We start from the raw sequence: 15390 nt of genomic DNA on the forward strand, positions 1-15390 counted from the left end.
TTTCCTGATTACCACTTCCCCCTTATTTCCCCATTCCATTTCTGATGGCAACTTCTGAGTATTTCCAGGGTATTTCTAAAATTAAGTACGAGGGCCGCGAGTCGGATAACCAGCTGGCATTTAAGTGGTACGACGAAAACCGCGTGGTGGCCGGCAAGACCATGAAGGACCACCTGCGCTTCGCCACCGCCTACTGGCACACCTTCGTAGGCACCGGCGGCGACCCGTTTGGCCCCGGCACCAAGCACTTTGCCTGGGACCAGAAAGGTGACATCGTGGGCCGCGCCAAAGACAAGGCCGATGCCGCGTTCGAGTTTTTCACCAAGCTCGGCACACCCTACTACTGCTTCCACGACATTGACCTGGTGGACGAAGGCGCGTCGCTGAGCGAGTACGAAAGCAACCTGAGCACCATCGTGGACTACCTCAAGGGCAAGCAGCAGGAAACCGGCGTGAAGCTGCTCTGGGGCACGGCCAACGTGTTTTCGAACCCGCGCTACATGAACGGCGCCAGCACCAACCCCGACTTCCAGGTGGTGGCCTACGCTGGCACGCAAGTGAAAAACTCCATCGACGCCACCATTGCGCTGGGCGGCGAGGGCTACACCTTCTGGGGCGGCCGCGAGGGCTACATGACCCTGCTCAACACCAACATGAAGCGCGAGCAGGAGCACTTGGCCAAGTTCCTGACCATTGCCCGCGACTACGCCCGCCAGCAGGGCTTTACGGGTAAGTTCTTCATCGAGCCCAAGCCGGCCGAGCCTACCAAGCACCAGTACGACTTCGACGCCGCCACGGTAATCGGCTTCCTCAACGCGCACGGCCTGGAGAAAGACTTCATGCTGAACCTGGAAGTGAACCACGCCACGCTGGCCGGCCACACCTTCCAGCACGAGCTGCAAGTAGCCGCCGACGCCAACCTGCTCGGCAGCATCGACGCCAACCGCGGCGACTACCAGAACGGCTGGGACACCGACCAGTTCCCCAACAACCTCAATGAGCTGACCGAGAGTATGCTCATCATTCTGGAGCACGGTGGCATCGCGCCGGGCGGCATCAACTTCGACGCTAAAACCCGCCGCAACTCAACTGATTTGGAGGACATTTTCATCGCTCATATTGCCGGCATGGACACCTTCGCCCGCGCCCTCGTTACGGCCGACGCCATCCTCACTAAGTCGCCCTACAAGCAGTTCCGCACTGAGCGCTACGCTTCGTTCGACTCGGGCGCCGGGGCCGAGTTTGCCAAGGGCAGCCTCACGCTGGAGGACCTGCGCCGCATTGCGCACGAAGCCGGTGAGCCTACGCCCCGCAGCGGCAAGCAGGAATGGCTGGAAAGCATTATCAACCAGTATATCTAATCGCTGACCTGACGTAGGACCCCACCCCCCGGCCCCCTCCCTTTCGGGAGAGGGGGAGCCTGACGACGAGTAGCGAGCAACGAACCATCTTATTCAATGCTTCTTAGGCGCGTTAAGCTCACCCTCCCCATCGGGGCGGAGGCCGGGGGGTGGGGTTTGCGTTTGGTATAGTATTTCCTTTTCCTGCCATGAAAGCCACCCGCTATGCCCTATGGTCCCTGCTGCTGGCCAGCCTAACGCTCGCCGGCAGCCAAACGCTAGCCGCCGAGAAAGGCCTGAAAGACTACTATAAAAACTACTTCCCGGTGGGCGTGGCCGTGAGCCCGCATAGTCTGACTGACCCTACTGAGTCGGCGTTCATTCTCAAGCAGTTCAACAGCCTGACGCCGGAGAACGTGATGAAGATGGGGCCGATTCACCCTGAGCAGAACCGCTACGTGTGGGGGCCCTCGGATGCCATCGTGAACTTCGCGCAGGCGCACCACCTGCGGGTGCGTGGCCACAACCTATGCTGGCACGAGCAAACGCCCAAGTGGCTGTTCGTCAACGCTGATGGCAGCCGCGTGAGCAAGGATACGCTGCTGCACCGCCTGCACCAGCACATCGACGCCGTGGTGAAGCGCTACAAGGGCAAGATTTACGCCTGGGACGTGGTGAACGAGGCCATTGCCGACAACCCGCAGGAGTTTCTGCGCAACTCGGAGTGGTACCAGATATGCGGCCCCGACTTCATTGCCGAGGCCTTCCGCTACGCCCACGCCGCCGACCCGCAGGCGGTGCTGTTCTACAACGACTACAACACCGAGCGCCCCGAGAAGATGGAGCGCGTCTACAAGCTGCTCAAGCAGCTCAAGGACGCCCAGGTGCCCATCGACGCGGTGGGCTTGCAGGGGCACTGGTCGCTCTACGAGCCCACCGAAACCGAGCTGCGCACCACCATCGAGCGGTTCGCCAGCCTGGGGCTGCAGGTGCAGGTGACGGAGCTGGACGTGTCAGTGTACCCTTGGGAAAAGGACCGCCGCGCCAAGCGTCCTGGCGAGTCGGATGCCTACACGCCCGAGATGCAGCAGAAGCAGGCCGCGCAGTACGGTATGTTTTTCAAGGTGTTCCGCGACGAGGCCAAGGCCGGCCGCCTCACCGGCGTCACGTTCTGGAACGTGTCGGACCACTACTCCTGGCTGGATACCTACCCCGTGGCGGGACGAAAAAACCACCCGCTGCTGTTTGATGAGAACTATAAGCCTAAGCAGGCTTATCACGACGTGGTGAAGTTTTAAGTAAGTGAATGCGCTAGAACGTCATTCCGAGCTTGTCGAGGAATGACGTTCTTTTTATTCGGCTGCCTCCAATCTAAACGCTCCTCCCCATGCCCCGCTTCCTTGCCCACCTCCGCCACGCGGCCGCCTTGCTGTTGCTGCCGACCCTAGGCCTCGCGCAGGCCGCGCTGCCCGTGGGCAGCAGCTACATCTCGGCCCGGAAGTCGGCCGGCGCGTTTCCGCTGGTGGCGGGCGGCCGGGCGGCGCCGCTCTACATGAGCGAGGACGACTGGGCCGGCGTGCAGCGCGCCGCCCGCGACGTGCAGGCCGATATCAAGCGCGTGACCGGGCGCGAGCCGCTGCTGCTGACCGATGCGCCCGCCGCTGGCCCGCAACCGGTGGTGCTGGTGGGCACCCTAGGGCACAGCGTCTTGATTGACAGGTTGGTGCAAGCCGGCAAACTCGACGCCGGTGAGCTGCGCGGCAAGTGGGAGAAGTTCGTGGTGCAGGAGGTGGATAACCCGCTGCCCGGCGTGAAGCAGGCGCTAGTGGTGGCCGGCTCCGACAAGCGCGGCACCATCTACGGCCTCTACGACCTCTCGGAGCAGATGGGCGTGTCGCCCTGGTACTGGTGGGCCGACGTGCCCACACAGCCGCAGAAGAGCCTGTACGTCGTGGCCGGCCGGCATACCCTAGGGGAGCCCAAGGTGAAGTACCGCGGCATCTTCATCAACGACGAGGCCCCGGCGTTTGCGGAGTGGTCGAAGGAGAAGTTTGGCGGCGCCAACCACGGCGTGTATGAGCATATGTTCGAGCTGATTCTGCGGCTTAAGGGCAACTACCTATGGCCGGCCATGTGGGGGCGCATGTTCAGCGTGGACGACCCTAGGAACCCCGAATTGGCCGACGAGTACGGCATCGTGATGGGTACTTCGCACCACGAGCCGCTGACGCGGGCGCACGCCGAGTGGCAGAAATTCGGCCACGGCCCCTGGAACTACCAAACCAACGACACCACCCTGCGCCGCTTCTGGCGCCAGGGCATGCAGCGCATGGGCACCCGCGAAAACGTGGTGACCGTGGGCATGCGCGGCGACGGCGACGAGCCCATGAGCGAGGGCAGCAACATCGCCCTGCTCGAAAAGATAGTGGCCGACCAGCGCCAGATTATCGCCGACGTGACCCACAAGCCCGCCGACCAGACCCCCCAGATGTGGGCCCTCTACAAGGAGGTGCAGGAGTACTACGACAAGGGCATGCGCGTGCCCGACGACGTGACCCTGCTGCTGTGCGACGACAACTGGGGCAACCTGCGCAAGCTGCCCAAGCTGGGTGATAAACCGCGCAAGGGCGGCTACGGCATCTACTACCACTTCGACTACGTGGGCGGCCCTAGGAACTACAAGTGGCTCAATACCAATCCGCTGCCCCGCGTGCGGGAGCAGCTGCACCTGGCCCACGAGTACGGCGCCAACCAGATTTGGGTGGTGAACGTGGGCGACCTCAAGCCCATGGAGCTGCCCATCAGCTTCTTTCTCGACTACGCCTGGAACCCCGACGCCATCGCGGCCGACCAGGTGCCGGCCTACACCCAGCGCTGGGCCGCCCAGCAGTTTGGCTCCACCTACGCCGCCGAAATCGGCGACATCTTGGCCAAGTACGCCAAGTACAACGGCCGCCGCAAGCCCGAGTTGCTCGACGCCAGCACCTACAGCCTGGCCACCGGCGAGTGGGCCCAGGTGGTGGCCGACTACAATCAGCTAGCTGCCCGCGCCGAGGCCATCAACCAAAAGCTGCCCGCTGCCGACCGCGCCGCCTACTTCGAGCTGGTGCTGCACCCGGTGCTGGCCTGCGCCAACCTCAACGAGCTGTACTACACCGTAGCCCTCAACCACGAGGCTGCTAAGAATAAGCAGGCCAACACCAACGAGCTGGCCGAAAAAGCCAAGGCGCTGTTTGCCAAGGATGCCGAGATTTCCAAGCGCTACAACGACATCGCGGGCGGCAAGTGGCACCACATGATGGACCAGATGCACATCGGCTACACCGCCTGGCACGACGAGCCCAAGGACGTGATGCCCAGCGTAATAACCCTGCCCGCCGGCACCGCCATTGTGCCCGCCGTCCCAGTCGCTGCCGCCCCCCTAGGGGCCTACACCGCCATCGAGGCCGAGCACTACACCCAGGCCGTGAACGCCGGCCCCATCACCTGGCAGCGCCTGCCCGACCTGGGCCGCACCGGCGGCGCCGTGGAGGCCGTGCCCGTCACGGCTGCGCCCACCGCGGCGCCTGGCGGCAGCAGCCCGCACCTGGAGTACGCCTTCACGCAGGCGCAGGCCGGCCCGCTAGTGGTGCAGGCCTACCTGGCGCCCACCCTCGACTTCACCAACACCACCGGCCTGCGCTACGCCATCTCGGTCGATGACGCCGCCCCGCAACTCGTGAACCTGAACGCCGACCTGGAGCCCGAAAAAGGCAGCCGCCGCTGGGGCCAAGCCGTGGCCGACAACATCGTGCTGAAAACCACCCCCCTAGGCCCAGTGGCCGCCGGCAAGCACACCCTCAAGTTCTGGCGCGTCGACCCCGGCGTGGTGCTCGAGAAGCTGGTGCTGAGCGACGGCACCCTGCCCGCTACCTACCTCGGCCCGCCCGAGAATACCGCCGCTAAGCCTGCCCGCGCCCTAGGCAGCCGCTAGCCGCTTCGGCAGCAACACTAAGCTCCAGCTTGGTTGGTTGTTGCGCGACTCGACCCAGCCGAGTTACTAAGCTGGAGCTTGGTGTTATTCTCCCTCAGCCCTCCGCATGAAAAAGCTGTACTACTGGCTGTTGCTCGGCGCGGTGGCCCTAGGGCACCCGGCCGCTGCCCAGGCCCCCGACGTGACCAAGATGAGCGCCGAGGAGCGCACGGCCTACTTCGCCAAGCTGAATGCGGCAGCCTACGCCGACTGGCAGCAGACCCTGCAGCGCCTGCACCTGACGCCGCCGCCGCTCGGCCCCGAGGCCACCGACCCCCACCGGCCGGCCGGTACCACCCGCAAGGGTACTAGCGGCCCCTGGCTTGACTCGCTGGGCCAGAACTACTTCCGCTCGGCCTGGGGCAACTGGACAAACTACCGCGAGGACCGGGCCGGCGGCCTGCCGCCCACCCCTGACCTGCTGACGCTGGCCAACGGCCAGCCCGTGCGCACCGCCGCCGACTGGATGCGCAAGCGCCGCCCCGAGCTGCTGCGCCTGTACCAGCAGAATATTTACGGCCAACTGCCGGCCCGCCTGCCGGCCGTGCGCTTTGAGGTGGCCGCTACCGAAGTGGGGGCGCTGCAAGGCAAGGCGCTGCGGCGCAACGTGGTGGGCCACATCGACAACAGCCGCTACCCGGCCGCCAACCCGAGGGTGGCATTTTCCATCTTCACGCCACCCGGCGCCACCCAGCCGGTGCCGCTGCTGGTGATTGTGTGGGGCAGCGTGTTTCCGACGCCCACGGCCACCATCGAGCAGGTACTGGCCAAGGGCTGGGGCGTGGCCGTGTTCGACACCGGCGCGGTGCAGCAAGACAGCGGCGCGGGCTTGGGGCAGGGCATCATCGGGCTGGTGGGCCAGGGCCAGCCGCGCCAGCCCACCGACTGGGGCGTGCTGGCGGCCTGGAGCTGGGGCCTGAGCCGGGCGCTCGACTTTCTGGAGAAGGACCCCGCCATCGACGGCAGGCACATCGGCATCGAGGGGCACTCGCGCTGGGGCAAGACCGCCCTGCTGGCCGGCGCCCTCGACCCGCGCTGGGCCATCGTGTGGGCTAGCAGCGCCGGCTGCATGGGCACCTCGCTCGAAAAGCGCAACTTCGCCGAAACCATCGACATCGTGGCCGGCTCGGGCGAGTATCACTGGATGGCGCCCAACTTCCTGCGCTACGGCGGCCACTGGCCGGATATGCCCGTCGATGCCCACGCCCTGCTGGCCCTCGTGGCCCCTAGGCCCCTGTTCGTAACCGGCGGCACCAAGGGCGACACCTGGGTTGACCCGCACGGCGAGTTTCTGGCCTGCGTGGCCGCTAGCCCCGTGTACGAGCTGCTGGGCCGCAAGGGGGTGGGCACTAGCACCATGCCCGCGCCCGACCAGGCCCTCGTCAGCGGCGACCTGGCCTTTCGCCAGCACGTGGGTGGCCACACCGACGCCCCCGACTGGCCCACGTTCCTAGCGTTTGCCAGCCGGTATTTTACTGCAAACTAAGCCTAGGCGGGCGGCCCCTCACGCCCGCCCAGAGCCTACACTCTTTCCCATGAAGCTCACCCGCCCGCTCCTTGCCCTGCTGCTGCTGGCTGCCACCAGCGCCCAGCGTCCGCCCGCCCGGCACCCCCGGCCCGCGCCGGCCCGCCCGGTAGCGGAGTATCCGTTTCAGAACCCCGACCTGCCCACCGACCAGCGGGTAGACGACCTGGTGGGCCGGCTGACGTTGCCCGAGAAGGTGTCGCAAATGCTGAACGCCTCGCCGGCCATCGACCGGCTGGGCATTCCGGCCTATAACTGGTGGAACGAGGCGCTGCATGGCGTGGCCCGCACTAGCTTGAAAACCACCGTGTTTCCGCAGGCCATTGGCATGGCCGCCACCTTTGATGAGCCCGCCATGCTGCGCATGGCCACCATCACCTCCGACGAGGCTAGGGCTGTGCACCAGGAGTTCGTGCGGCGCGGCGAGCGCGGTATTTACCAGGGCCTTACGTTCTGGACGCCCAACATCAACATCTTCCGCGACCCTCGGTGGGGGCGGGGCCAGGAAACCTACGGCGAAGACCCCTACCTGACCGGGCGGCTAGGCTCGGCGCTGGTGCACGGCTTCCAGGGCGACGACCCCAAGTACTTGAAAGTTACGGCCTGCGCCAAGCACTTTGCCGTGCACAGCGGGCCCGAGTCGTCGCGCCACGAATTCAACGCCCAAATCAGCGATTACGACCTGTGGGACACCTACCTGCCGGCCTTCCGCGACCTCATCGTGGATGCCAAGGTGGCCGGCGTGATGTGCGCCTATAACGCCTACGCCGGCCAGCCCTGCTGCGGCTCCGACATCCTGATGACCAACATCTTGTATAAGAAGTGGAACTTCAAGGGCTACGTCACCTCCGACTGCGACGGGCTCAACGACTTCTGGCAGCACCACAAAACCGACCCCGACGCCGCCACCGCCGCCGCCGATGCCGTGCTGCACGGCACCGATATTGAGTGCGCTACCGGCAAGCTGTTCACCTACAACTCCTTGCTGGACGCGGTGCAGAAAAAGCTCATCAGCGAGCAGCAGCTCAACACGTCGGTGAAGCGGCTCTACAAAATTCGCTTCCAGCTGGGCATGTTCGACCCGGTGGAGCGCGTGAAGTACGCCCAAATTCCGCTGAGCGTGGTGGAAAGCGCGCCGCATCAGGCCCACGCCCTGAAGATGGCCCGCGAATCCATCGTGCTGCTGAAAAACGAGCGCAACACGCTGCCGCTGCGCAAAGACCTGAAAAAGATTGTGGTGCTTGGCCCCAACGCCAACAACGAGAGCGTGCAGCTCGGCAACTACAACGGCTTCCCGACCACGCTGGTGACGCCGCTGGCCGGCATCCGGGCCAAGGCGGGGCCGGGCACGGAAGTAGCCTACATCCAGGGGGTTGACTACGCCAGCAACACCGTGTACGAGCCGCTGGACATCAACCCGCGCCTGGCCTGGCAGGGCCAGCCAGGCTGGCACGCCGAATACTTTCGGGGCACTTCCCTGGCGGGCGCGCCCGTGGCCACCCGCCAGGAAGCCGGCCTGGACCGCTACCTGGCCAACGTGAAAATAGAAGTGGTGCCCGGCCTGCTAGCCGAAAACTTCTCGGCCCGCTACCGCGCCACCTTCACGCCCGCCACCACCGAGGAGCTGGCTCTGCAAATCACCGGCGACGATGGCTACCGCCTGTTCGTGAACGACAAGCCGGTGCTCGACCACTGGACCGGCCGGGGCGTCTCGACCGACCAGGCGGTGCTACCCGTGACGGCCGGCCAGCCGCTCGACCTGCGTCTGGAGTACCTGCAAAACGACCGGCGCACCATCCTCAAATTCACGGGTGCCAAGGTGGTACCCATGAACGCGGCCAACATCCTGGCCCAGGTGAAGGACGCTGACGCCCTGGTGTTTGTAGGCGGCATCTCGCCCCGGCTCGAAGGCGAGGAAATGAAGGTGGACGTGCCCGGCTTCAGCGGTGGCGACCGCACCAGCATCGCGCTGCCCGCCGTGCAAACCGAGCTGCTGAAGGTGCTGCACGGTACCGGCAAGCCCGTAGTGCTGGCCTTGATGACGGGCAGCGCCCTAGGCATCCCCTGGGAGGCCGAGCACCTGCCAGCCATCGTCAACGCCTGGTATGGCGGGCAGGCGGCCGGCACCGCCCTAGCCGACGTGCTCTTTGGCGACTACAACCCCGCCGGCCGCCTGCCGGTCACGTTCTACAAGTCGGAAACCCAGCTGCCGGCCTTCGACAACTACAGCATGGCCGGCCGCACCTACCGCTACTTCACCGGCGAGCCGCTATTCCCCTTCGGCCACGGCCTGAGCTATACTACGTTCAAGTACAGCGACTTGCGAGTGCTATCGAAGGCGGCGACCGGCCAGCCCGTTCGGGTGAGCGTGCAGGTGCAGAACACCGGCAACCGGGCTGGCGATGAAGTGGTGCAGCTTTACGTACGCCACCCCGGCGCCCTGGGCCGCGCCCCCCGGCACGCGCTCGAAGGCTTCCGCCGCATCAGCCTGGCGCCGGGCGCCCGGCAAACGGTGTCGTTCACGCTCTCGCCACGCCAGCTCTCGCGCCTCGATGCCCAGGCCCGGCGCGTGGAGGCGGCCGGCCGGGTGCAGGTGTTTGCGGGCGGCGGGCAGCCGCTGGCGGCGGCCGTGGCGGCGGGCCGGGTGCTGAAGGCCGACCTGACTCTTACTGGCGCGCTGGTAGCGCTGCCGTGAGGTCGTCACAAGCTCAGCTTCTTTCCCTTACCCGCTAGCCCTAGCCCCCGCAGATGCGACTACTGCGCAACCGAATACTTATCAGCCTGCTAGCTGCCCTGGCGCTTTGCCGCTTGGCGGCTTCTGCACAAACGCTGGAGCTGGTTAACCCCATCCTCACCGGCTTTTACCCCGACCCGAGCATTGTGAAAGTGGGGCCCGATTACTACCTGGTCAACTCCACGTTTGCCTATTTTCCGGGCATTCCGGTAATGCACAGCCGCGACCTCAAGAACTGGCGGCAGGTGGGCAGCGTCATCAGCCGACCGGCGCAGCTGAACTTCCTGGGCGACCGCATGACGCGAGGCTTGTTTGCGCCCGCTATTGCCTACCACAACGGCACGTACTACGTCACCTGCACGCTGATTGACCGTAAGGGTAACTTCGTGGTGACGGCTAAAAACCCCACCGGGCCCTGGAGCGACCCCGTGTTTCTGCCCGAAGTGCGCGGCATCGACCCCTCGCTGTTTTTTGAGGGCGCCAAGGCCTACGTTATCTACAACAGCGACCCGCCCGACAACAAGCCGCTATACTCGGGCCACCGCTCCATCAAGATGATGGAGCTGAACCCGCAGACGTTGCAAACCGTGGGCGAGGCCAAAATGGTGGTGAATGGGGGCGTGGACCTAAGCAAAAAGCCGGTCTGGATTGAAGGGCCGCACCTGCTAAAGCGCAATGGCTGGTACTACCTCTACGCGGCCGAAGGGGGCACATCGGTCAACCACACGGAGGTAATATTTCGCAGCCGGGAAGCCCTAGGGCCATTTGTGCCCTACGAGCACAACCCCATTCTCTCGCAGCGCGAGCTGCCCCCGGGCCGCCAGCACCCCATCACCTCGGCCGGGCACGCGCAGTTTGTGGAAGGACCCGACGGCAAGACCTACGCCCTGTTTCTGGCCGTGCGGCCGTATGAGGATAACTACTATAATACTGGCCGCGAGACGTTTATCGTGCCCGTGGAGTGGAAAGACGAGTGGCCTGTGATGAACCCCGGCCCCCAGGGCGTGCAGTATTCTTACCAGGCTAGCTACGCGGAAGTAAAGCAGTCCGGCGCCCGGCCCCAAAGCGGCAATTTCGCCTACACCATCACCTTTGATAAGCAACTCGACCCGGCGCTGTTGTTTCTGCGCACGGTGGATAGCAGCAGCTTCTCCTTGAGCAAGGCCAAGGGGCTCGTGCTCAGGCTAAAGCCCCAAACCTGCGCCGAAACCGGCAACCCGGCGTTCATTGGCAAGCGCCAGCAGCATATGCATTGCAGCGCCGAAACCGAGCTGACCTTTGCCGCCAAGGGCGCCACTGAATCGGCCGGCCTGGTGGCTTTTCAGGACGAAAAGCACTTCTACTACCTCTGCCAAACGGTGGCGGGCGGCCAGCCGGTGGTGCAGCTGCTCAAGAGCACCGACGACCCCAAACAGCTAGAACCGCTGGCCCAGGCGCCGCTGAAAGCGGCCGGCCCCCTGCGGCTGCGCGTGAACGCGGAGGGTGCCGCTTACCGCTTCAGCTTTTCGGAAAACGGCAAGGCCTGGACGACACTCAGGGATGGGGTGGACGGCAAATTCCTGAGTACGCAGGTGGCCGGCGGCTTTATCGGCTGCCTGTTTGGCCTCTACGGCACCTCGGCGGGCCAGCCCACCACCAATACGGCCGCCTTCAAGTGGCTGAAGTATGAGGGCCACGACCCCATGTACAAGCGACCCTAGGGCGCCCGCGGCGCGGGCCTGCGCAGGGGCCAGGCCCGCGCCGCGGGCGCCTTGGTCTGCAAAAAGCCTTGCTGCCGGCCCTAGGGTCCTGCCTATCCTTATGCCCCAGACAGCATCCAGTCAATCAGGCAGCCCTGGCGGCCCACCCAAAAGCTACCCTCAGCATCCTACCTCATGAAAAAACTCCTTTTTAGCTTTTGCCTGCTCGGTGCCTCCCTAGGGCTCCGCGCCGAAGATGGCCACCAGCTGTGGCTGCGCCCGCACCCGGCCGCGCCAGTCAAGGTGGTGGCTACGGCCAAAAACTCGGCGCTGCTCGCTACGGCCCGGCAAGAACTGGCGCGTGGCTGGCAGGGCCCGGCCGGGGCCACCGTCACGCTGACGCTGCGCCCGGACAAGGCCCTTAAGCCCGACGGGTTTCGCCTGGGCCCGACCAGCGTGCAGGCCGCCACCGCGGCGGGCCTGCTCTACGGCGCGTTTGAGCTGCTACGCCGCCAGCAAACCGGCCAGCCGGTTACCACTGAAGTCGTTAATCCTTCGTATGAGCGCCGGCTGCTCAACCACTGGGACAACCCCGACGGCTCGGTGGAGCGCGGCTACGCGGGGCACTCCATTTTTTGGCGCAAGGACAGTTCGTTCGTGGTGACCCCTAGGGACAAAGCCTTGTGGCAAGCGTATGCCCGCGCCAACGCCTCGGTGGGCCTCAACGGCAGCGTACTCAACAACGTGAATGCCTCGCCGCTGATACTCTCGGCTGAGTACCTGGGCCGGGCCCGGGCCATTGCCGACGTGCTGCGGCCCTACGGCGTGCGGGTGTATCTGGCGGTAAAGTTTTCGTCGCCGGTGCTGCTGGGCGGCCTCAAAACCGCCGACCCGCTCGACCCGGCCGTGATAAAGTGGTGGCGCGGCAAGGTGCAGGAAGTGTACCGGCAGATTCCGGACTTTGGCGGCTTGCTGGTGAAGGCCAGCAGCGAGGGCCAGCCCGGCCCGCAGGACTACGGCCGCACCCACGCCGACGGCGCCAATATGCTGGCCGACGCCCTGCGGCCCTACGGCGGCCTGGTGATGTGGCGGGCTTTCGTGTACAGCCCCAGCGACAAGGACCGCGCCAAGCAGGCCTACAACGAGTTCAAGCCGCTGGACGGTAAATTCCGCGACAACGTCATCGTGCAGGTAAAGAACGGGCCGATTGACTTTCAGCCCCGCGAGCCGTTCAGCCCGCTCTTCGGGGCGCTGAAAAAGACGTCCGTCATGCCCGAGTTTCAGATTACCCAGGAGTACCTAGGGCAAGCCATCGACCTGGTGTTTCTCTCGACCATGTGGGAAGAGTGCCTGCGCAGCGACACCTACCAGGCCGGCCCCGGCAGCACGGTGGCCCGCTGCACCGACGGCAGCGTGTACCCGCAAAAGCACACGGCCATGGCCGGCGTTTCCAACGTGGGCCTCGACCCCAACTGGACCGGCCAGGACTTTGCCCAGGCCAACTGGTACGCCTTCGGCCGCCTGGCCTGGAACAACCAACTGCCCAGCGCCCAAATTGCCGACGAGTGGCTAAAGCAAACCTTCGCCAACTCGGCGGCCGGCCCGCGCCCGGCCACCGCCGCCGACTGGAACACCAACTTTCTGGCCCCCGTGACGCAGCTGCTGCTGACCAGCCGCGAGGCTGCCGTGAACTACTCCATGCCCCTAGGGCTGCACCACATCATGTCGGCCACGCACGCGCACTACGGCCCCGGCCCCTGGTGGGCGCCGCCCGGTATGCGCCCCGACTGGACGCCGCCCTACTACCACCAGGCCGATGCTAGCGGCGTGGGCTTCGACCGCACCACCACCGGCAGCAACGCCGTGAGCCAGTACCACGAGCCGCTGGCCGCGCAGTTCAACAACCCCGCCACCTGCCCCGACGAGTATCTGCTCTGGTTCCACCACCTGCCTTGGGATTTTAAGATGAAAAGCGGCCGCTCGCTCTGGGACGAGCTGTGCGCCCACTACGACCTGGGCGTACACCAGGTGCGGCAGTTTCAGCAGGTATGGGACCAAGCCCAGCCTTACGTGGATGCCGAGCGATTTGCGGCGGTGCAAGACAAGCTGCGTACCCAAAGCGGCAACGCCGTGGTTTGGAAAGACGCCTGCCTGCTGTACTTCCAGCAGTTCAGCCACCGGCCCATTCCGGCCACCGTCGAGCCGCCCATGCACACGCTTGAAGCGCTCATCACCAATGACGTGCAGCACAAGGATGCTGGCCCGGCCAACTAGCAAACCCAAGTTGCGAAGTATAGTTAGGTCGTCAACTCCCCTCCTTGGCCAAGGAGGGGATGCTTTGGCGAAGCCGAAGCGGGGGTGGTTACGGGCGTTGAACGACCCGCCTGCCAACTCGTTCAACGCCCGCAACCACCCCCGTTGGCGCTTTGCGCCAACATCCCCTCCTTAACTAAGGAGGGGAGTTGACGACCTAACTATACTTCGCAACTTGGGTTTGCTAGTTGGCGCCAGCGCCCCAGGAGTAAGCGGCCGAATTTATAACCCTAAAGCGCCGAGCGCAGTCCTTGCCACGAAGGGAATTGCGTTGTTGCTGGCGGTGCTGAGCGGTGGCTTTAGAACCAACGACAAGTACTGCCGCTTCAACATTGCCTGGCCCTAGGGTGGCCGGCGCTCGGTCATCGTGCACCGGGCCGACCACCTCGCGGGCCCTTGCGAAGGCCGGGTGGCACGGCAAGACCTGGGCGTGGCTCAAGGCGGCCTCATCGACACGCCCGACGGGCGCTGCCTGCCTGTTCCGCGACTACGGCGCGGTAGGCCGCATTCCGTACCTGGTGTCGGCGCAATGGGGGCGGGCGAGCCGGCCGGGTATTTTCCTGCTGCCTCAGGCCAAAGGCATTTCGTTTGCCTAGACAAGTTTTGGGTCGGGTAGGGCCGCCCCGCCGCCTAGGGTTATCACCAGCATAAAGCTGCGCCCGCCGCTGGGCGGCTGCCCACATCGGCGCCAAGAAATGCGCACGGCTAAAGTACGGCGTTTACCGTTAAAGCCACAGCTGCGGGAGCAGCGGCGGGGTGGCCGGGCCGCGCGGCAAGGTATTTACGATAAAAACTAGTCTATGCACATCGGGCGAAACCTACGGCCAGCTTTCATTTGGCAAAAATATGGGTGGCGGCCGCTGCTCATGTTTGCCGTTTACGACGCCCTGATTGGGTTCATGTACGGGCCGCTTAACATTCATTGGCTCGACATTCCGTGGCAGCCGGTGGCTACGCTGGGCACGGCCGTGGCCTTTTACATCGGCTTCAAAAGCAACGCCTCGTACTCGCGCTACTGGGAGGCCCGGCAGCTTTGGGGCGCGGTAGTGAATTCTTCGCGCACCTGGACCGGCCGCGTGCTTGACTTCGTGCGCACGCCCGACGACAACTACGGTTACGACAGCGCCGAAACCACCGCCCACCGCCGGCTGGTGTACCGCCACCTGGCCTGGGTGAATGCCCTGCGCCTGCACCTGCGCCGCCAAACGGCCGAGCTGTGGCAAACTGAGGTGGTGCCCTTTCTGCTCGACCCCGCCGACCACGCCCTGGGCCAGACTAATAACCCGCCCGCCCAGCTGGTGGTGCGCCAGGGCCACGACTTGCGCCAGCTTAGCTTCGACGGGATGCTGACGGAGTTTCGGGAGGTGTCGATGGCCGAAACGCTGCGCGACCTTAACAACCACCAGGGCGCCTGCGAGCGCATCAAGAACACGCCATTTCCGCGCCAATACGCGTTTTTCAGCTACGTCTTCGTCATGATTTTTGCCCTGCTGCTACCCTTGGGCCTCGTCGAGGAATTTGACCACCGGGTGGCCCTAGGGCCCTACCACGTCTGGCTGATGGTGCCCTTCGCCACGCTGGTAAGCTGGGTGTTTCACACCATTGAAAAGGTGGGCCACAACAGCGAAAATCCGTTTGAGAACCAGGAAAATGACGTGTCGATGACCGCCATTTGCCGCAGCATCGAGATTGACCTGCGCCAGATGCTGGGCGAAACCAAGCTGCCCAAGCCCGTGCCGCCCGTGGCGGACGTGCTGTATTAGGGGCCGCCGGCCTAGGCCCTGGGG

General features: G+C 64.9%; 8 protein-coding genes. All 8 read left to right on the forward strand.

What is annotated here, in order from left to right; all coding sequences use genetic code 11:
• Window positions 1-44 precede the first annotated feature (44 nt).
• The 8 genes from xylA to HHL22_RS18615 all read left to right on the forward strand — a co-directional run bounded on the left by xylA (window position 45) and on the right by HHL22_RS18615 (window position 15366).
• Window positions 45-1361 carry a xylose isomerase gene (gene xylA / locus HHL22_RS18580; protein ID WP_169532897.1) on the forward strand — a complete coding sequence of 439 codons (1317 nt, stop codon included), beginning with the start codon at window positions 45-47 and terminating at the stop codon, window positions 1359-1361.
• Between the two features lie 188 nt (window positions 1362-1549).
• Window positions 1550-2638, forward strand: a complete 1089-nt coding sequence (locus tag HHL22_RS18585) for an endo-1,4-beta-xylanase (protein ID WP_169532898.1) — start codon at window positions 1550-1552, stop codon at window positions 2636-2638.
• An 89-nt stretch (window positions 2639-2727) separates the two neighbouring features.
• Window positions 2728-5313: a glycosyl hydrolase 115 family protein gene (locus HHL22_RS18590; RefSeq protein WP_169532899.1), complete on the forward strand. Its 2586-nt coding sequence runs from the start codon at window positions 2728-2730 to the stop codon at window positions 5311-5313.
• Window positions 5314-5419: 106 nt separating this feature from the next.
• On the forward strand, window positions 5420-6838 hold the full coding sequence (locus HHL22_RS18595) for a glucuronyl esterase domain-containing protein (RefSeq protein ID WP_169532900.1): 1419 nt from the start codon (window positions 5420-5422) through the stop codon (window positions 6836-6838).
• 49 nt (window positions 6839-6887) lie between these two features.
• Entirely contained in the window at window positions 6888-9572 is a 2685-nt protein-coding gene (locus HHL22_RS18600) for a glycoside hydrolase family 3 protein (protein ID WP_169532901.1), read from the forward strand.
• A gap of 53 nt (window positions 9573-9625) precedes the next feature.
• Window positions 9626-11311 carry a glycoside hydrolase family 43 protein gene (locus tag HHL22_RS18605; protein WP_169532902.1) on the forward strand — a complete coding sequence of 562 codons (1686 nt, stop codon included), beginning with the start codon at window positions 9626-9628 and terminating at the stop codon, window positions 11309-11311.
• Between the two features lie 174 nt (window positions 11312-11485).
• The gene (locus HHL22_RS18610) at window positions 11486-13564 is read left to right on the forward strand and encodes an alpha-glucuronidase (protein WP_169532903.1); all 2079 of its coding nucleotides are present in this window, start codon (window positions 11486-11488) and stop codon (window positions 13562-13564) included.
• Between the two features lie 905 nt (window positions 13565-14469).
• Entirely contained in the window at window positions 14470-15366 is an 897-nt protein-coding gene (locus tag HHL22_RS18615) for a bestrophin family protein (RefSeq protein WP_241738177.1), read from the forward strand.
• Window positions 15367-15390 lie beyond the last annotated feature (24 nt).

The organism is Hymenobacter polaris, from assembly GCF_012927305.1.
GTDB classification, from domain to species: Bacteria; Bacteroidota; Bacteroidia; order Cytophagales; family Hymenobacteraceae; genus Hymenobacter; species Hymenobacter polaris.

What these genes read in the sequence shown, in the direction of transcription:
- xylA (WP_169532897.1), top strand. Translation starts at nt 45, where the DNA reads ATGGCAACTTCTGAGTATTTCCAGGGTATTTCTAAAATTAAGTACGAG.
- HHL22_RS18585 (WP_169532898.1), top strand. Translation starts at nt 1,550, where the DNA reads ATGAAAGCCACCCGCTATGCCCTATGGTCCCTGCTGCTGGCCAGCCTA.
- HHL22_RS18590 (WP_169532899.1), top strand. Translation starts at nt 2,728, where the DNA reads ATGCCCCGCTTCCTTGCCCACCTCCGCCACGCGGCCGCCTTGCTGTTG.
- HHL22_RS18595 (WP_169532900.1), top strand. Translation starts at nt 5,420, where the DNA reads ATGAAAAAGCTGTACTACTGGCTGTTGCTCGGCGCGGTGGCCCTAGGG.
- HHL22_RS18600 (WP_169532901.1), top strand. Translation starts at nt 6,888, where the DNA reads ATGAAGCTCACCCGCCCGCTCCTTGCCCTGCTGCTGCTGGCTGCCACC.
- HHL22_RS18605 (WP_169532902.1), top strand. Translation starts at nt 9,626, where the DNA reads ATGCGACTACTGCGCAACCGAATACTTATCAGCCTGCTAGCTGCCCTG.
- HHL22_RS18610 (WP_169532903.1), top strand. Translation starts at nt 11,486, where the DNA reads ATGAAAAAACTCCTTTTTAGCTTTTGCCTGCTCGGTGCCTCCCTAGGG.
- HHL22_RS18615 (WP_241738177.1), top strand. Translation starts at nt 14,470, where the DNA reads ATGTTTGCCGTTTACGACGCCCTGATTGGGTTCATGTACGGGCCGCTT.